Origin of the sequence: Neobacillus niacini, assembly GCF_030817695.1 — a bacterium.
GTDB classification, from domain to species: Bacteria; Bacillota; Bacilli; order Bacillales; family Cytobacillaceae; genus Neobacillus; species Neobacillus niacini_F.
Window position 1 is genome coordinate 502,509 of the sequence record NZ_JAUSZQ010000003.1, and the last position, 19,126, is coordinate 521,634.

General features: G+C 38.9%; 17 protein-coding genes. 11 read left to right on the forward strand and 6 right to left on the reverse strand.

The genetic code is table 11. The annotated features are described in order from the left end of the window. The first annotated feature begins 95 nt into the window (after window positions 1-95). Entirely contained in the window at window positions 96-2,330 is a 2,235-nt protein-coding gene (locus QFZ28_RS25935) for a sensor domain-containing protein (RefSeq protein ID WP_307197511.1), read from the forward strand. A 52-nt stretch (window positions 2,331-2,382) separates the two neighbouring features. Here QFZ28_RS25935 and QFZ28_RS25940 read toward each other — a convergent pair whose 3' ends face one another. After that, entirely contained in the window at window positions 2,383-2,772 is a 390-nt protein-coding gene (locus tag QFZ28_RS25940) for a hypothetical protein (protein WP_307197512.1), read from the reverse strand. Between the two features lie 201 nt (window positions 2,773-2,973). On the opposite strand from QFZ28_RS25940, the gene QFZ28_RS25945 reads away from it, so the two are divergent. From QFZ28_RS25945 to htpG, 4 genes are all read left to right on the forward strand, one after another. Next, window positions 2,974-3,960 carry a bile acid:sodium symporter family protein gene (locus QFZ28_RS25945; RefSeq protein WP_307197513.1) on the forward strand — a complete coding sequence of 329 codons (987 nt, stop codon included), beginning with the start codon at window positions 2,974-2,976 and terminating at the stop codon, window positions 3,958-3,960. A gap of 188 nt (window positions 3,961-4,148) precedes the next feature. Next, a complete protein-coding gene (locus QFZ28_RS25950) occupies window positions 4,149-4,568 on the forward strand; it encodes an SRPBCC family protein (protein WP_307197514.1) in 420 nt (139 codons plus the stop codon). Beyond that, window positions 4,569-4,907: an ArsR/SmtB family transcription factor gene (locus tag QFZ28_RS25955; RefSeq protein WP_307197515.1), complete on the forward strand. Its 339-nt coding sequence runs from the start codon at window positions 4,569-4,571 to the stop codon at window positions 4,905-4,907. A 153-nt stretch (window positions 4,908-5,060) separates the two neighbouring features. Then, the gene (gene htpG, locus QFZ28_RS25960) at window positions 5,061-6,941 is read left to right on the forward strand and encodes a molecular chaperone HtpG (protein ID WP_307197516.1); all 1,881 of its coding nucleotides are present in this window, start codon (window positions 5,061-5,063) and stop codon (window positions 6,939-6,941) included. A gap of 57 nt (window positions 6,942-6,998) precedes the next feature. On the opposite strand, the gene adhE is transcribed toward htpG, so the two are convergent. The 5 genes from adhE to QFZ28_RS25985 form a co-directional block, all read right to left on the reverse strand. Next, entirely contained in the window at window positions 6,999-9,602 is a 2,604-nt protein-coding gene (gene adhE / locus QFZ28_RS25965; RefSeq protein ID WP_307197517.1) for a bifunctional acetaldehyde-CoA/alcohol dehydrogenase, read from the reverse strand. 95 nt (window positions 9,603-9,697) lie between these two features. Continuing rightward, window positions 9,698-9,925 (reverse strand): hypothetical protein, encoded by a 228-nt coding sequence (locus tag QFZ28_RS25970; RefSeq protein WP_307197518.1) that lies wholly within the window; start codon window positions 9,923-9,925, stop codon window positions 9,698-9,700. Window positions 9,926-10,092: 167 nt separating this feature from the next. After that, the gene (locus tag QFZ28_RS25975) at window positions 10,093-10,482 is read right to left on the reverse strand and encodes an SET domain-containing protein (RefSeq protein ID WP_307197519.1); all 390 of its coding nucleotides are present in this window, start codon (window positions 10,480-10,482) and stop codon (window positions 10,093-10,095) included. A 152-nt stretch (window positions 10,483-10,634) separates the two neighbouring features. Then, window positions 10,635-12,374, reverse strand: coding sequence for an adenine deaminase (gene ade / locus QFZ28_RS25980; protein ID WP_307197520.1), 1,740 nt, complete (start codon window positions 12,372-12,374; stop codon window positions 10,635-10,637). Window positions 12,375-12,398: 24 nt separating this feature from the next. Beyond that, window positions 12,399-12,869 carry a nucleoside deaminase gene (locus QFZ28_RS25985; RefSeq protein ID WP_307197521.1) on the reverse strand — a complete coding sequence of 157 codons (471 nt, stop codon included), beginning with the start codon at window positions 12,867-12,869 and terminating at the stop codon, window positions 12,399-12,401. Window positions 12,870-13,248: 379 nt separating this feature from the next. Here QFZ28_RS25985 and uraD point away from each other — a divergent pair, with 379 nt between their 5' ends. From uraD to QFZ28_RS26015, 6 genes are all read left to right on the forward strand, one after another. Next, the gene (gene uraD, locus QFZ28_RS25990; protein ID WP_307197522.1) at window positions 13,249-13,734 is read left to right on the forward strand and encodes a 2-oxo-4-hydroxy-4-carboxy-5-ureidoimidazoline decarboxylase; all 486 of its coding nucleotides are present in this window, start codon (window positions 13,249-13,251) and stop codon (window positions 13,732-13,734) included. A 205-nt stretch (window positions 13,735-13,939) separates the two neighbouring features. Then, window positions 13,940-14,893, forward strand: coding sequence for a factor-independent urate hydroxylase (gene pucL / locus QFZ28_RS25995; protein ID WP_307197523.1), 954 nt, complete (start codon window positions 13,940-13,942; stop codon window positions 14,891-14,893). Continuing rightward, window positions 14,890-15,249, forward strand: a complete 360-nt coding sequence (uraH, locus tag QFZ28_RS26000; RefSeq protein WP_307197524.1) for a hydroxyisourate hydrolase — start codon at window positions 14,890-14,892, stop codon at window positions 15,247-15,249. Before pucL ends, uraH begins: the two co-directional genes overlap by 4 nt. Before the next feature lie 7 nt (window positions 15,250-15,256). After that, a complete protein-coding gene (allB, locus tag QFZ28_RS26005; RefSeq protein WP_307197525.1) occupies window positions 15,257-16,630 on the forward strand; it encodes an allantoinase AllB in 1,374 nt (457 codons plus the stop codon). Window positions 16,631-16,634: 4 nt separating this feature from the next. After that, window positions 16,635-17,849, forward strand: a complete 1,215-nt coding sequence (locus tag QFZ28_RS26010; RefSeq protein WP_307197526.1) for a M20 family metallo-hydrolase — start codon at window positions 16,635-16,637, stop codon at window positions 17,847-17,849. 12 nt (window positions 17,850-17,861) lie between these two features. Beyond that, window positions 17,862-19,103, forward strand: a complete 1,242-nt coding sequence (locus QFZ28_RS26015; RefSeq protein WP_307197527.1) for an ArgE/DapE family deacylase — start codon at window positions 17,862-17,864, stop codon at window positions 19,101-19,103. Window positions 19,104-19,126 lie beyond the last annotated feature (23 nt).

A 19,126-nucleotide genomic window follows, 5' to 3' on the forward strand; every position in this document is an offset into this window, starting at 1 on the left:
AATTAGAAATAGGAATATGGAAAAATAATAAGATTGTTATAAATCCTTGGATTTGCTATTTTAAAACTATAACAATTCTAAAATGGGAGACAACCATGATAATAAAAGGAAATCTATATAGGTTTTTGTTAATTCTCATTTTTTGTTTATTGGTCTCTTTGGAGGCTGCTGATATTTTATTACCTAACTATTTTCATTCTATAAAAATAACAGGCTACGTAACTATCGCCATATATATGGCAGCAATCTTTACTCTGTTCCTTCTTATAATAGAATTTGATAAAAAGACAAAAGAACTTCAAAAAAATCAGCAAAAAATGAAAAATATTTTTGATACTCTTGATGTTGCCATTTGGTCACATGATTTAAAGAACGATACGCTATTAATTACTCCTGGGATAGAAAAATTATACGGCCACAAGCTGGAAGAATTTTACCGAAACTCCCACCTTTGGAAAGAAGTTATTTATCCAGAAGATTTGTATGTTTTAGAAGAGAGGGCAAGGAAAATTGCCATCGGTGAAAATGTGACAAGCCAATATCGTATTATTCGCCCCGATGGTGAGGTTCGCTGGATTCAGGATAGCGGGATACCGACCTTTGACCCAAAAGGAGAGTTAGTTGATTTTAACAGTGTGTTATTCGATATAACAGATCGGAAAGAAAGTGAGGGTCTCTATCAAAGTTTAGTAGAGATGTCACCTGACATAATTGCTGTCGTTTATGATGGAATCATTGAATATATAAATGAAGCAGGCTGTAAATTAATTGGAGCTGAAAGTCTTGACCAAGTGATTGGTCAATCAGCTAAGATTTTTGTCCCTTCTCAAATCACCGACTTAATTAAAAATAAGGTCTTATCCCCTCATAAGGTGGAAAATGAGACATATAATTTTGAATTCCAAGTGAGGCGGATAGATGGTGAAAGTATAGATGTCGAGATGGCAGCTAGGTCTATTCTTTACGAAGGCCGTTTTGCCATTCAGGTAGTAGGCAGAGATATTACGCAGAGAAAGAAATCAGAACAAACGATAAAATTCATGGCTTTTTATGATACATTAACAGGTTTGCCAAATCGCAATCAGTTTAGAAACCATCTTAATGAAGTTTTACACCATCAAGAAAATGAAACACACGCAGTTATATTCTTAGATTTAGATCGCTTTAAAATTATTAATGATACGAAAGGTCATTCAGTTGGCGATACTATTCTTCAAAAAGTAGCACGCAGATTAGAGAAAGCGGTTCAAAATGAAGGGCTAGTTTCCCGCCAGGGCGGGGATGAATTTATTATCGTCCTAGAAGGTGTTAATAAAGAAAATGCTTCTCAAGTAGCTAAACGAATTCTTAATGAGTTTTCACACCCAATTGAAGTGAATAATGAAGAGTTTTATGTCACGCCAAGTATCGGTATCAGTATTTATCCTAAAGATGGCTGCGATGAAGAGACACTGATTAAAAATGCAGATAAAGCTATGTACCAAGCAAAAGATCGTGGGAAAAATACCTATCAATTTTACTCAAATAATCTTGATGGAATTTCGACTTGGAAAATGAAGATGGAGAATTGGTTAAGAAGAGCCATGGAGCAAAATCAAATGACGCTCCACTATCAACCGCAGTTTGATTTAGGTACAGGTAAAATTGTTGGTGTCGAAGCATTAATCCGTTGGTACCATCCTGAATATGGCTATATTGCACCGTCAGAATTTATTCCGTTAGCGGAAGAAACAGGACTTATTGTTCCACTGGGAAAATGGATTTTACGAGAGGCATGTGAACAGAGAAAGGCATGGTGCGATGCAGGATTCAGTGACTTTCCCATTGCTGTAAACGTTTCAGTAAGGCAATTCCAGGATGAATATATCATTGAATTTATTTCGGACATGCTCGAAGAAGTTGGACTAGAGGCTAATTATTTAGAACTAGAAATTACTGAGAGTCTCATGCAAAACCTTGAGAACTCCACCATCATTCTAAATCAATTAAAGAGCCTGGGTGTTCTGTTATCGGTGGATGATTTTGGGACAGGCTACTCCTCATTGAGTTATTTAAAACATCTTCCCATTGATAAAATTAAGATTGATAAATCATTCGTCGACGATATTATCTATCATACTAATCAAGGGATGATGGTGAAAACAATTATTGATATGGGTGTCAACCTTAAGTTCACTGTCATCGCGGAAGGAATCGAAACAGAAGAACAGGTTAAGTTTTTAACACAGAATGCTTGTCAAATCGGACAAGGCTACTACTATAGTAAACCATTATCTGCTGAGAAACTGGAAAAGTTTCTATTAGAAGGTAAGGGGCATACTCAAGCTTGAATGTAAGAAAAGCTTTACGTTTCCATAAAGGAGACCTTCATCTGAAGGTCTTTTAATTTCCCCATTTTAACTGTACGGTTAAGGTACAGCAGCTCATGTAACTGCTCGGGTCTGGTTGTGTTGAGAGTTCAAAGGTCACACCGGTTGGTGTATATTTTGTCTTCACAGGAACTTTTAGACCAATCGTTTTAATTAGCCTATCTACTTCGGCTTGGTTCCCCTGTTGAGCAGCTGTCATTAACTTAACGTCAAAATCTCCATCACCTAACCGGTCCAATAAAATACTGCCCTGGTCCATTAATAATCGGTAGGCTTTAATCGACTTGGTGAACACATTTACATCCACCTGCGGATACTGCCTGGTTATTGGGTAGTAATAATGATAACCAGGGTAAGCGGGCTGGTGTGGGTGCGGTGGATAAGGATAGTGATAATAATACATCATAACGCTCCTTTCATCATTCAAGTCAAACACGGCTCTATACGATATGAGATTTGGACTATTTTGGTTACATGAAAAAACGCATGACATTAATATTATAAAGGCATGGTATATGGAAGTTTTTTCGAATACCGAAATAATAAAATTGTGGTATTCTTTTATATGTAATAAAAAAATAGAAGCTGTCTAGGAGAAACTTATATGCTCATAAAGCTAAATAAACAATTAGAAAAAATTATGCCGCTTATTACTCCAACAAGTGTTGTATTGGGAGTTTTACTATCTGTTTATATAAAGGATTTTTCCTATTTAATCCCATGGATTTTCGCCTTTATGACTTTTGCCGGGAGCTTGAATTCAAATTTTGCATCTTTATCAGATGTGGTCCGCCATCCACTTCCGATTCTTGCTGCAATGGTGTTATTACATTTACTTATGCCACTCTGGGCTTGGGGTGTTGGGCATATAGCTTTTCAAGGTGATATATTAACCATCACTGGCATCGTGTTAAGTATGGTAATACCTACTGGTGTGACTAGCGTTATTTGGGTTTCGATATATAAAGGAAATATTCCGTTGACCCTATCGATTATCTTAATTGATACCATCCTGTCTCCGGTAATTGTTCCTTATTGTTTATCTGTCTTAATAGGTGAAAAAATTGAAATGGACTTCTTGGGTATCATGCAGGGATTGGTTGGGATGATTGTATTGCCCTCACTTCTCGGCATGTTACTAAATCAATATTTAAATGGGAACATGACGAAGAGGTTGAGCACGAGCTTGGCACCTTTTTCAAAAATTTCCCTCGGCATTGTCGTCATGCTAAACGGTGCGATTGTTGCGCCTTATTTAAAGGATATTAACCTAAAGCTAATCGGCATAACGGTAATGGTCTTTTTTATTGCTGCAACGGGTTACTTGTTTTCGTTTCTAATCGGTAAACTAATCCGAAGTGACAGAGATACAGTTGTATCATTGACATTGTCTGGCGGGATGAGAAATATTAGTGCCGGTGCTGTTATCGCTGTCACCTATTTTTCACCAGCTGTTGCTGTTCCTGTTATTGTCGGCATGCTTTTCCAGCAAGTACTGGCTTCCCTTGCAGGATATTTCCTCGCCCGGTATTTTAACAAGAAAACGATATATTTAAATCTTCAAAGTGTAAATCAAAATCAAGGATTATAACAAGGAAGAGGAAATGTATATAACAACCAAGGCACTTCAAATAGAAGTGTCTTTTTTTGATTGTTAAATGGTAATTTGGGGTAAAGTAAATGGAGAAAAAATCGTTGACATGAAACCAAAAGGTTTTATATAATTCAAGAAGTGAAACCAAATGGTTTTATATTAAAATTCGAAAGTAGGAGAAAATCTTGCAAAATACATTAGCAGATATTAAACAAACGGTTGTCATTAACGCACCTATTCAAAAGGTATGGGATCAGGTATCAACTGCAGAGGGTATTGCAGCTTGGTTCATGCCAAATGACTTCAAGCCAGAAGTCGGTTATGAATTTCACATACAATCCCCATTTGGCCCATCACCATGTAAAGTGACCGAAGTTGATCCGCCTAATACTCTTTCGTTTAATTGGGATACGGACGGCTGGTTTTTAACTTTCATTTTAAAAGAGTTGGGTGATAATACCGAATTTACACTTATTCATGGCGGATGGAAATCTCCAGATGAAATCGTTGGAAAAGCAGGCGAGAAAGCTTCTGTTATTCGTGAACGTATGTCTCATGGCTGGACAGGCATCCTTGAAAACCTTCGTAAGCTTTTGGAGAGCTAAGTGTCAGCTTCAGCCCAAAAGCATGATGTTTTTCAAGCAATCGCTGATCCAACGCGGAGAGAGGTACTAAGACTGCTTGCGGAAAAGGAATTACCTATTTCAGAAATAACCGCTCATTTTCCGATAAGCAGAACGGCGGTTGCCAAGCATCTTCAGGTCCTTTCTGAAGCCGAATTAGTCAGCGGAAGGAAGGTAGGAAGGGAAAAAATTTATCGTTTGCATCCGGAGCCGTTAACTCAGCTAAAAGACTGGTTGTCTTACTACGAAAAGTTTTGGGAAAACAAACTTTCAATCCTTAAACATATTGTTGAAAACCCAGGAGATACTTACAAAAAATAAAAGTAAGCGGCACATTAAAAAGTGTGCCGCTATTTTATTGACATTGTACAGGGATATATGATATTTAATTAATGTCGGCATTAGCACTCTTAAGTTGAGAGTGCTAATCAAAGGTAAAATTTATTTAACAAATTTGAGTAAGGAGAGGTTTCTATGGCGAAAAAGCAGTTTAAAGCTGAGTCTAAAAGGCTGTTAGAAATGATGATTAACTCTATCTATACACACCGCGAGGTATTTTTAAGAGAGTTAATCTCGAATGCAAGTGACGCGATTGATAAAATCTACTACAAAGCTTTAACAGATGACGCGTTAAGCTTCGACAAGGATAGTTACTTTATTAAAGTTATCCCTGACAAGGAAAATAGAACCTTGAAAATTATTGATACTGGGATTGGTATGACGAAGGACGAGCTTGAGACAAACCTTGGTACGATTGCCAAAAGTGGATCTTTAGCTTTTAAAAAGGAAACCGAATTAAAAGATGGCTATGACATTATTGGTCAGTTCGGTGTCGGCTTCTATGCGGCCTTTATGGTTGCGGATGTTGTGACGGTAATCAGTAAAGCGTTAGGAAGCGATGAAGCTTACAAGTGGGAATCGGATGGAGCCGAAGGGTATACAATTGAGACCGCTGAGAAAGATTCTATTGGTACAGAGATCATTCTTAAAATCAAAGAAAATACCGAAGATGAAAATTATGATGAGTTCTTAGAAGAGTACCGTTTAAAGTCTATTATCAAAAAGTACTCTGACTTTATTCGCTATCCAATTAAAATGGACATTTCTAGCAGAAGACCAAAAGAGGGCAGCGATAATGAGTTTGAGGACTATGTTGAAGAACAAGTCATCAATAGCATGGTTCCTATTTGGAGAAAAAATAAAAGTGAATTAACCGACGAAGATTACGCGAATTTCTATGCGGAAAAACGCTACGGTTTTGATAAGCCGCTTAAACATATCCATATCAGTGTTGACGGGACTATCCGCTATAATGCGATTTTATATATCCCGGAGAAAACTCCATTTGACTTCTACTCAAAAGAATTTGAAAAAGGCTTAGAGCTTTATTCCAATGGCGTCTTAATTATGGACAAGTGTGCGGATCTGCTTCCTGACCATTTTAGCTTCGTCAAAGGGATGGTGGATTCTGAGGACCTATCTCTTAATATCTCAAGAGAAATGCTGCAGCATGATCGTCAACTGAAGCTGATCTCTAAAAACATTAACAAAAAAATTAAGAGTGAATTGCAAAGCTTGTTAAAAAATGAACGTGAAAAATATGAAGAATTTTATAAATCGTTTGGCCGTCAATTAAAATACGGCGTTTATAGTGAATTCGGTGCAAATAAAGAAGTATTACAAGACCTCATTATGTTCTACTCTTCTAAAGAGAAGAAGCTTGTTACATTGGATGAATATGTATCAAGAATGCCAGAAGACCAAAAATATATCTATTATGCTTCTGGTGAATCTATTGAAAGAATCGATAAACTGCCACAAGCAGAGTTTGTCTCTGAAAAAGGCTATGAGATTCTGTACTTCACTGAGGATATCGATGAATTTGCGATCAAAATGTTAATGACCTATAAGGAGAAAGAGTTTAAATCCATCTCCTCGGGTGACTTAGGAATTGAAGGAGAAGAAAACAAGAACAAATCCGAAGCAGAAGAGAAGGAATACAAAGAAATCTTTGACTATATGAAAAATATCTTAGAGGGTAAGATCAAGGATGTCAGAGTTTCAAAACGTCTAAAATCTCACCCTGTCTGCCTAGCAACTGAAGGTGACATTTCAATTGAAATGGAGAAAATCCTAGCAGCAATGCCTGATAACCAAAATATTAAAGCAGATAAGGTCTTGGAGATAAATAAAAATCATGAAGTGTTCCAATCATTAAAAGAAGCTTTTGAGAAAGATAAAGGAAAACTAGACCTATATACAAAGTTACTTTACAATCAAGCACTGCTTATTGAAGGACTGCCAATCCAGGATCCTGTTGAATTTACGAATGATATTTGTAAGATAATGGTGTAAAAAATCGAAAAAGCCATCCACTGTGGATGGCTTTTTCAGCTTGTTTATAGAACTCTTTTAAACTCCCTTATATGCTTGACGGTAAATTTCAGCTAATTCTGTTACTAAAGGAAGCTTAGGGTTAGCAGTGGTACATTGGTCTTCAAATGCTTTATCTGCAAGGTAGTCAACCTTGTTTTCAAAAGCTTGAGCGTCAACACCATTTGCCTCAATGCTCATCGGAATCTCTAGTTCTTTTGCAAGGCGAATGATTGCCTGAACAAGGCTTTCCACACCTTCTTCCGTTGTACTCGCAGGCAGTCCAAGGGTTCTTGCAATTTCCGTATAACGCTTATCTGCTACAAAGTGGGCATACTTCGGAAATGCTGTAAATTTATTCGGTTTAGCAGCATTATAACGAATGACATGCGGCATTAAGATCGTATTTGCACGTCCATGTGCAATATGGAATTCTGAACCAAGCTTATGGGCAAGGCTATGGTTGATACCAAGGAAGGCATTGGCAAAGGCCATCCCAGCAATCGTTGACGCATTATGAACTTTTTCACGTGCTAATTCATCACTGCCATTTCGGTAAGCTCTTGGCAGATATTCAAATACAAGCTGGATTGCTTTCATCGCAAGTCCATCTGTATAATCGTTAGCCATACAAGATACATATGCCTCTATAGCATGAGTTAATACGTCCATTCCAGTATCAGCTGTAATATGTTTAGGTACAGTCATAACGAACTGTGGATCAATAATGGCTACATCTGGTGTTAATTCATAATCGGCAAGCGGATATTTAATATTTGCTTCTTTATCGGTAATAACTGAGAATGACGTTACTTCTGATCCTGTTCCTGATGTTGTTGGTATCGCTACAAATTGTGCTTTTTCACCTAACTTAGGATATTTCACAATTCGTTTACGGATATCGAGAAACTTCTGTTTTAAACCAAAGAATTCAGATTCTGGGTTTTCATAGAACAGCCACATTCCTTTAGCCGCATCCATCGCTGAACCGCCGCCAAGGGCAATGATTACATCTGGCTGGAATTTCGCCATCATTTCGGTACCCTTCATGACGGTTTCAATGGATGGATCTGGTTCCACCTCTGAAAAAATTTCACAGTGTACATAATCCGGTCTTTTCCTTAAATAGTATAGTACTTTATCTACATAGCCTAGTTTCACCATTCCAGGGTCCGTTACAATGAATGCTTTAGAAATCTTCGGCATTTTAGCTAAATACTGAGTGGCATTTTTCTCGAAATAGATTTTGGACGGAACTTTAAACCATTGCATATTAACATTCCTTTGGGCTACTTTTTTAATGTTGATTAAGTGAATTGCACCAACGTTAGTAGAAACAGAGTTTCCTCCATATGAACCACAGCCAAGTGTAAGAGAAGGCATATAAGCATTGTAAATATCACCGATGGCACCCTGTGAAGATGGGGCATTGACAATGATTCTTCCGGCTTTCATTCGGTAGCCATACTGCTTAATCACATTTTGGTCTTGAGAATGGATGACGGCAGAATGTCCAAGACCGCCGAATTCTAACATTTCTTCTGCTCTTTTTAAGCCTTCTTCAAGACTAGTAACCTTGTAACAGGCTAGGACAGGGCTTAATTTTTCTCTTGATAGCGGATATCCTGGTCCAACGCCGTCTAATTCAGCAACAAGTATTTTTGTGTTTTCAGGAACGGTGACTCCTGCTAAAGCGGCAATTTTGCTAGCAGCCATCCCAACAATATTCGGATTAACCGCACATGAAATTTCATTAATCACTAATTTTTCAACTTTTCCTTTTTCTTCTTCATTTAAGAAATAACAATTATTTGCAATCATCTCATTTTTGACAGCTGAGTAAATCTCTTGGTCAATAATAACTGCCTGCTCAGAAGCACAAATCATTCCGTTGTCAAACGTCTTTGATAAAATTAAGTCATTTACTGCTTGATGAATGTTGGCTGATTTCTCCATATAACATGGAACGTTTCCAGGGCCAACGCCGAGAGCTGGTTTACCAGAGCTATATGCGGATTTGACCATTCCCGCACCGCCTGTTGCTAGAATCATAGACACTTTTGAGTGATTCATCAGTGCTTGAGTAGCCTCAATGGAGGGTGTTTCAATCCATTGAATACAATTCTCAGGGGCTCCTGCCTTAATCGCTGCGTCCCTAAGAATTCTTGCTGCTTCACTGCTGCATTTTTGAGCAGATGGATGGAAGGCGAACACAATTGGATTTCTCGTTTTTATCGATATAAGTGCTTTAAACATTGTAGTAGATGTTGGATTGGTTACAGGTGTAACACCAGCGATAACACCGACAGGTTCTGCGATTTCAATGATTCCTTCGTGTTCGTTTTCGTTTATGATGCCGACGGTTTTATCATATTTGATATTGTGATAGACATATTCAGTTGCAAACATATTTTTAATGATTTTATCTTCATAAACGCCTCGTTTGGTTTCTTCAACAGCAAGTTTTGCAAGCTGCATATGCTGATCAAGTCCAGCCAAGGCCATTTGCTTCACAATCGTATCAATCATATCTTGGTCAAAGCTGCGGAATTCCTCTAACGCTTTTAGACCATTTACCACTAGGGTATCAATCATTGTAGTCACACTTACCTTGTCATTGCCCATTTTTTCTGCCACTGCCATTTTAATTCCTCCAATTACTTAAAATATACTTGTGAAATATTTCACAAGATTATATAAAAAAATAATAACAAACGAATTGATAGGGAATTACATGTTTACTCACAAACTGGATTTCGTGGTATTTTTTCAAAAGAGATATCATTAAGTACTTTAGAGTATTTTTTTACAATGATGACAAAATTCACTGTCCAAATGTAACATGGGATATTTTCATTATCTTTAAACATCATTGCCTCAAATTCATCACCAACCGTTTCTTCGAACGCTTTTTGGGTATACGTTTCAGAATCTGTTGAAAAGGATTTCCATTCACATATCATCATGTCATATCACTCCTAGTTCCTTTATGTTTTTATCATAACACCAATTTTCGATAAAAGTTTGTGAAATATTGAACAAACTTTGAACTATTAACAATAATACCAAAAATGGTTCCTTTTACCTAAGTGGAAGAAAGGAGGCAAAAAAAATAACAGCCCGAGTTTGGCTGTTATTTTTCTTGCTTTTCCTTATCGAACCAAAGCAGTTCTTGATCTTCTTCATCACCATTATAGTTGATCAGAATCTCTTCGCCAGCTTTTATGTCTTTGTAAGCAAAAAAGTCAAAGGTATGGTTTGGAAAATTTATCTCATACGTGGCATTAGGCTGATAGGAATGATTAAATAGCATCCCGTAGCCTAAGAGAATGCATGTATGGTTGATTCCATATTCAAACGCATAATCGGCAAGCAATGTTTTTTCAATGTGTTCATGCTCTGCATTAGGATAAGCAATAACAGGTGCTTCATGGATCAGTTCGCCTTTTTTTATATCACGTGTAGCGAATACTCCTCGATTGAACTCTCCGTCACTAAGTTTTGAAGATTTTACTTCTATCATGTTCGTCACCTACATTTACTTTCTATGAAGTCAATTATCAAGGCTCTTTTCTATGAATTTGTGCCATTATCCTTATAGTTTGACAGGTAATGGTGTTGAAAGCAACCGTTTTTCAGTTTCTCGCATGATAGTTTGTCTAAAAAGCACGAAATTTAATCGGAACTGATGTTAATATGCTCGAATGTTGAAACCTTAAATAAACCTTTATCTGTAAGTTTTAACTCTGGAATAACAGGAAGAGCTAAAAAGGAAAGGGTTAAAAAGGGATTGAATTGATCGGTTGCTCCAAGCTTTTTAAGAGCAAGGTGAAGTTCTTTAAGAGTAGCATTGACCTCTTGGTAGGGAAGGTCAGAAATTAATCCTGCAATGGGTAAGTTTAATGATGCCAGGATTTGACCTTCTTTAATAACAACCATCCCGCCCTGCATTTCTTTAATCACTTTTGTAGCTAAAATCATGTCATCATCATTCGTCCCAGCAATAATGAGGTTATGTGAATCATGGGCAATCGTAGTGGCAATGGCACCAAATTTTAATCCTAAGCCTTTGATAATGCCCAAACCAATTTGCTTTGTTAAATGATGGCGCTCAATAACCGCAAGCTTTAATTGATCCGTACTAGACGAGGGCAGGAACAATCCTTGGCCGGAGATACCTACTTCTTCTACGATATGCCGTGTAACAAGACTGTTAGGGATAATCTCAATGATATTTGCTTTACTCGTAAATAGGGGAATATCAAAATGTTCTTTTTTGATATCTTCAAAATGGACTGAATTTTTTAAGGAGTCACTGCCGTCCTTAGGGATGGTACTGAAATCAGCAACCAGCTTGCCATCATGTACAACAGCTTTTCCATCTTTATAAACATGTTTGATTTTTAAAGTGTCAAGATCTTCAACTAAAGAAAAATCCGCTTTGTAACCGGCGGCGATTGCCCCCTTATCACTAAGCCCAAAACATTCTGCTGCATTGATGGTAGCCATTTGAATAGCGGTTATTGGGGATATTCCTTCTTGGATTGCCAGCCTGATATTGTGGTCGATGCTGCCTTCAAGCACAAGGTCATCTAAGTGCTTATCGTCGGTAACAAATAAGCACCTCCGCGAATTATACTCATTTATTGCCGGGATCAAATTCTGTAAATCTTTTGCAACAGTCCCTTCACGAATCATTAAATACATTCCGTTCCGAAGGCGTTCTTTCGCTTCTTCCGCTGTTGTACTTTCATGATCGGTCTGAATACCTGCCGCCATATAAACATTCAAATCACTTCCAGATAATCCCGCAGCATGACCATCGACCTTTTTGCCGACCTGTTTGGCGTCAGATATTTTGTTGAGCATATCATCCTCGGCATTTAGGACTGCAGGGAAATTCATAACCTCTGCTAATCCTAGGACTCGTGGATGTTGATAAAAGGGAAATAAACTCTCTGCTTTTAAAATAGCTCCTGAGTTTTCAAAGCTTGTCGCAGGAACACTTGAAGGAAGCATAATATAAATATCAAAGGGAATATTTTCTGAAGAATCAAGCATATAGTGGATGCCGGCGGTACCTAGGACATTCGCAATTTCATGGGGGTCAGCGATAACGGTCGTTACTCCGTGAGGAAGCAGTACTTTAGCGAATTCACTTGGCGTCACCAAGGACGATTCAATATGAACATGCCCATCGATAAAGGCAGGAAGTACATAACGCCCCTCGGCATCAACTATATTTTTCCCCTCATATTGTCCTACTCCTGCAAAATAACCATCGACAATGGCAATATCACCTACGATGATTTCTCCGTTAAAAACATCAATAATCCTGCCATTTTTAACAACTGTATCCGCCGGTTCTTTTCCTGAAGCCACAGAGATTCTTCGAGTTAATTGTTTTCTCTCCATTGCTCGACACCCTCTACAATCAGATTAGTATTCTACTTTATTGTTAGAGTTTTCCCATGTACGAAAAGGAATATCCCCATCGTCCGGGAAAATTTGTTTCATTGGTATTTTTCGATTTTCCATTGGAAGTTCGAGCTGTTCATAAATGAACTGATCATCAAACCCTATCTTGGCGGCCTCCTGTTTCGTGCAGGCATAGTAAACCGCCTTTGGTCTCGCCCAGTAAATCGCACCAATGCACATTGGACAAGGTTCACAGCTGGTATAGATTTCACAATCCGTCAGTTGAAAATCCTTTAAATAACTGCAGGCTGCGCGAATGGCTTGGACCTCTGCATGCGCTGTTGGATCATTAGATGCAGTCACTTCATTACGGCCAACCCCAATTATTTTTCCATCCTTCACCACGATCGCTCCGAACGGTCCACCGTGATTGGTTAGGACATTATTCAGCGCTTCCTCGATTGCTTTTTGCATAAATTGGATATCTGACATGGAATCTCTCCATTCTTTGATCTATTTTTATCATTTTAAGCTAGTGATTTACAGGTAGTTTACTTGAAGTTCATTATTCTATAACACATGTAGAATTTCTTCCTTATTGTTAGGTTTGTTTACACGCTTTTTTGGGAGGGGCTATTTAAAAAACTTGTTAAATTATATGACACGTTTGTAGATACTATTTCGGCATTTCGATATTATAGTAAAAAATTGGCAGGACGAGTTTGCTGTGCAACCATAGCTGACAAACCCCGAGCTTATGAGGATTCATAAATAGAGAGAACAGTGATGTATTTTTAAGAGGTCTAGAATATATATAGTTTAAATGAACCCCTGCTGAATGGTCATCAGCTGGAGGATGAGAGGTGAAGCTATGGAGGAAGTAAATCAAATGAATAAGGAGGAATTTGTTCAAAAAGTGGGCTGGGTGTTTGAACACTCTCCGTGGGTGACTGCGGAAGCGTGGGATTGCATGCCATTTGAATCGCGTGAGAATCTCTTACAAACGATGATTTCTGTTGTTCAAAATGCAGATGAAACGAAGCAGTTGGCATTGCTTCGTGCGCACCCAGATTTGGGAACAAGATTGCAAATGTCTAAGGTTTCCCAAAAGGAGCAGGCTGGAGCAGGACTTGATAGGCTTTCGAAAGAGGAATTTGAGGAGTTTGTATCGCTGAATAAGATGTATGTTAATAAATTTGAATTTCCGTTTATTATGGCAGTTAAGGGGCAAAGCAAGGAAACCATTTTAGCTGCAATGAAGCAAAGGTTCCATAATTCGTACGAGGAAGAATATAACATCGCCTTACGTGAAGTGTTTAAGATCGCCGAGTTTCGATTGAATGACATATTTTCATAGAATAACGTATTATGAGGCTCGAAATCCGAGGGAAATTGAAAAAGTGGTAACCATGAAGGGCTCATGATGACCAAAACCCAAGAAAAATTAGAAAAGTGGCAACCATGAAGCGCTCATGGTTACCGAAATCCGAAAAAAATCTCTAAAGTGGTAACCATAACTTATTTTAAAGCCTTTTAAAATGACAAGAGGAGGCTAATACAATATGAAAAGAACGATGAGCTATGGAAAAGCAGATGTATGGGTTTATCGCACCTACGCTAAGCCGTTAACCGAAATTCGAAACATCCCAGAATCTACCTTCTCAGGTAGAAAAAACATTCTTTTTGGCATGAATGTAAAAGTCGCTGTTGAAGGCGAAGCATTTTTTTCCTCATTTAAGGATGGTGATAACACCTTAGTTGTTGCAACGGATTCAATGAAAAACTTCATCCTTAAACATGCAGGAGATTATCAGGGAGCCACCCAGGAAGGGTTTCTTGAATTTGTCTCACACCGCTTTCTTGAGACGTATTCACACATGACAGGCATTATCATCTCAGGTGAACAGATTTCCTTTGAAGAGCTTCCTGTCCCGACCAATGGCAGTTTTGAACCAAGCCCATTAGTGTTTCGTTATTCATTAAACGAACAGGCTGGAGCCACCATTGAAGTGAAACGAAAAAAAGATGAAATTATCACAACCAATCACCTAAGCAGTTTAAAGGGTCTTAAGCTGATTAAGGTAAAGGGCAGCTCGTTTTACGGCTATGTGAAAGATGAATATACGACTTTGCCAGAATCCTTTGACCGCCCGCTGTTTATCTTTTTAAATATTGATTGGCGTTATAACGACCTGGAGGATGCCAGGGGAAATACACCTGATGGTTATGTAGCAGCAGAACAGGTCAGGGATATTGCGTACACCGTCTTTCATGAAGAAAACTCTCCCTCCATCCAAAATCTTATTTACCGAATCGGTACTAGAATCCTGGAACGTTTTCCCCAGTTAGTAGAGGTTTGTTTCGAATCAAATAACCGTACATGGGAAACGATTTTAGATGAAATTCCTGCCTCACAAGAAGGGAAAGTATTTACTGAACCTCGTCCCCCTTATGGTTTCCAATGTTTTTCAATGACCCGTGATGATCTCGATGCGAATGAGGAATCAAGTAAATGACAGGGAAACTAACAACACATGTCCTTGATATTAGTATTGGAAAGCCAGCCTATGGTGTGTTGATAGAGTTAGTACGTATAGGGTCTCACAAAGAAATAGAATTCCTCCAAGCTATCTATACAAATGAAGATGGCAGATTAAATCAACCCCTTTTGGAGGGGGACAATATGAAAAAGGGAATCTATGAACTTCATTTTTATATAGGAGACTATTACCGAAATCGTGGAGCAACTACTGAAGATCCTTCGTTCCTGGATTGTGTGCCCGTTCGATTTGGTATTTCTGAACCGGCTTCTCATTATCATGTGCCGCTTTTGATATCACCAGGAGGGTACAGTACGTACAGAGGGAGTTAGGAGAACTATGAAAACTGAACTTTGGGTGAAAAATGGGTATGTTTTTACAGAAGAAGGGTTTCGGTACGCTTGTATAAAAATTAGAGGCGGCAAGATTGAGGCTCTCTACGAAAGCGAACCTGAACCCATGAAAGAAAACAAAGTCAATTTCATTGATGCAAGTGGCTGTCTTGTAGTTCCTGGATTTATCGACGCACATGTTCATTTTAATGATCCCGGTCGAACGGATTGGGAAGGAATTGACACCGGCAGCCGTGCTGCAGCCATTGGAGGAACGACAACTATTTTTGATATGCCGCTAAATTGTTCTCCATCTGTGACAACCGTGAAAAATTTACACAATAAAAGAGAGTATTTAACCTCCAAATCTTATGTGGATTATGCCTTGTGGGGCGGCATGACCGGTAATTCCGTTACTAATAACGAGGAACTGGTCCAAATGAGTGAGGGCATTATTGCTTGGAAGGCATTTATGTCGGAGAGCGGTATCGATGATTTTCCCTTTGTTTCACCAGACCAGTTGAATATGGCGATGAAAATAGCAGCACAACAAAATAAAATCCTCGCTCTGCATGCAGAATGGGAGGAAGAAATTAATAACCTTACTACTTTTTATAAAAAACAAAACGGTATCAACGAACGTATGGCCTTTCTTGCCAGCAGGCCAATATCAGCGGAAGAACAGGCGGTTAAATACGCGTTAGAGGCAGCTGCAAAATATGGGACATTGGTCCACTTCGTTCATATCAGTTCGCCTAGAGTAGTTGAACTCATTCAAGAAGCAAAGAAAAGTGGAATAAACGCTACAGTAGAAACCTGTCCTCATTATTTAATTTTTGATGAAGAAGATTTTCTTAAAGCTGGTGCCATTCTAAAATGTGCCCCGCCGCTTCGACCAAGGGAGGATGTAGAAGGGCTATGGGCGTGTATTTCAAATGGCTGGATTGATACCATTGGTTCCGATCATTCCCCCTGTCTTTATTCCATGAAAAACACGGACTCTATTTGGGATGCATGGGGTGGAATTCAAGGAGTACAATTTACCTGGCTTGCCTTACTCGATGAGGCATTGAAAAGGAAAATTCCACTCAAAGACATAATTCCTCTAGGCACAGCTAATGTTGCCGATGTGTTTGGAATATCGGGAAAGAAAGGGAGAATTCAACCCGGTTTGGACGCAGATTTAGCCTTGATTTCTTTGGATGACACAACGGTTGCGGATCGGCAATCAATTGCCTTTCGAAATCAATATTCCCCCTATGAAAATAGAAAATTTTTATTAAAAGTAAAGAAAACGATTTTACGAGGAAAAGTAATTTATGACGACCAAACCGGGGTATCCCAAGAAAAGTTTGGTCAGTATATCCAGCCAAGGAAGTGAGTTTATGGGTAATTTAGAAGAGGCAATTGAGTGGTTAGCTTCATTTGGGGGAGAGCCAGATGGAGGTGTAACTCGAACACTTTATTCTCAACCTTGGAAAGAAGCCCAGCAAGCCTTAAAAGGATGGATGGAGGAGACTGGGCTTGTCACAACTTATGATTCTATTGGAAATTTATTTGGCAGATTACCTTCATCGAATCCAAATGTCCAGACTATTTTAATTGGATCACATGTCGACACCGTTAAGTCAGGTGGTAAATACGATGGTGCCTATGGAATCATTGCGGGAATAATGGCCTTAGACTTTTTAAAAAAGAAATATGGGGCACCATCCATAAACCTTGAAGTGGTCTCTTTTTGCGAAGAAGAAGGAAGCCGCTTTCCGGTGGCTCTCTGGGGTTCAGGTATGATGACGGGGATTTATTCATTTAAGGATATTAGTGATATCAAGGATTCAGAGGGTATAAGTTTTGAGACAGCTATGATGGCAGCAGGATTTGGTCTTACTGACTACAGGGTCCGGAATGATATCCAAACGTTTATTGAACTACATATCGAACAAGGACCCACTCTTGAGAAGGTAGAAAAATCTATTGGCATTGTTAAGGCCATTGTCGGACAAAAACGGTTTCGAATTACCTTGAATGGTGAATCGAATCATGTTGGTACCACCTCGATGAAATGGAGGAGAGATGCTCTTCATGGTGCGGTAAACATGATTCATGGTTTATACGAGAGTGTAAAGGAATACGATGAAGATCTTGTAACAAGTGTGGGTCAGCTTTTTGTCGAACCCAATGTACCTAATGTCATTCCAAATCAAGTTCAGTTTACAGTAGACGCGCGACATCCGAACGAATCAGTTTTAAGTTCTTTTTGTCAGCAATTCACCGAAATTTTTAAAACCCATGCTAAAAAACACGATTTGGATATACAGATTGAGATGTGGCATGAAGTTCAGCCAGCTCAGATGGATCGTACACTTAATGAAATTTTACAAAGTATTTGCACTAGGAGCACTATTCCCTTCCATTGGATGAATAGCGGTGCGGGGCATGACGCCCAGCTGTTTGCACGAATTTGCCCTACAACAATCCTATTCGTTCCAAGTAAAGGCGGGATTAGCCACTCACCACTCGAGTATACATCGACAAAGGATTTAGAAACGGGTCTGGAGGTACTCATACAATTATTACATCAATTGGCGTACAACCACTGAGGAGTGATTACGATGAATGAGGATAAAGCAAAGATTGTACAATGGATACAGGACCATGAGGAAGAACTAATCGCTTTTTTGAAAAAATTAGTGAAAACACCTTCGGATAATCCCGCTGGTGATTGTTTACCGATAGCTAGAGTTTTAGAGAAACAGCTTTCCGAGCTTGGGTTTGAAAATGTATCGCTTCTCGAAGTAGACGAAGAAAGTGTCAAAGAAAATGGGATGATTAGTATGGCAAACGTCCTCGCACCCACAGTGTTTGGTGAAGGGACAAATGTTGTATTAAATGCGCATGGAGATGTGGTTCCTCCCGGTTTAGGGTGGAGTGTCGACCCGTATGGCGGAGAAATCGTTGATGGGAAAATGTATGGGAGAGGGGTGGCTGTATCAAAGTCTGATATCGCTGCTTATACCTATGCAGTGCTTGCCTTAAAACAGGTTAGTGCTCAGCTTTCTGGAAGGGTAGACCTGGCGTTTACGTTTGATGAAGAAACAGGAGGGGAGATAGGTCCTAAGAGGTTAATTGACCAAGGGTATATCAAGCCGGATCATGCAATTGTTGCAGGATTCACCTATTCAGCTGTTAACGCACATAATGGCTGTTTACATTTTGAAATCAAAACAACAGGAAAGTCAGCGCATGCGGCCCTTCCTCATACAGGAACTGACGCGATTGAGGCGACTACTAAAATTTTAAATGTTTTATATGAATATCGTAAGAAACTAGCAGATATAAAATCATCTATCCCAGGAATTGACTTTCCGACCTTGAATGTGGGGCTTATTTCAGGCGGGATCAATACCAATGTTGTACCAGATGAATGCACGATTAGGGTGGACCGACGATTAATTCCTGAAGAAGACTTTGTTGCCGCAGAGGCTGAGTTTAGGGGACTTGTTCAGCAAGCTGTATCAAATATTCCAGGTATTAAAATTGAAATTAGGAAAATCCTTCATGCAAAAAGTTTTGGACCAACTCCTGAAAACACACCTTTAGTCCAAACTTTGGCAGTAAACTGGAAATCAATAGTTAAGGAGGACGGAGAGTTACCTGTCCACGGGGTCCCATTATATACAGATGCCCGCCACTTCTTCGCAGCAGGAATTCCCACGATTATGTTTGGAGTTGGACCAAAAGTGTTAGAAGAGGCAAATGGACACCGAGCAGATGAAAATATTCGTCTTTCAGATTTACAGGCTGCTACCAAGATCATTGCCTGTACCCTTTATGATTTATTAGTGGAAAAATAATTCAAAGAGCCAACGAAGCGTGT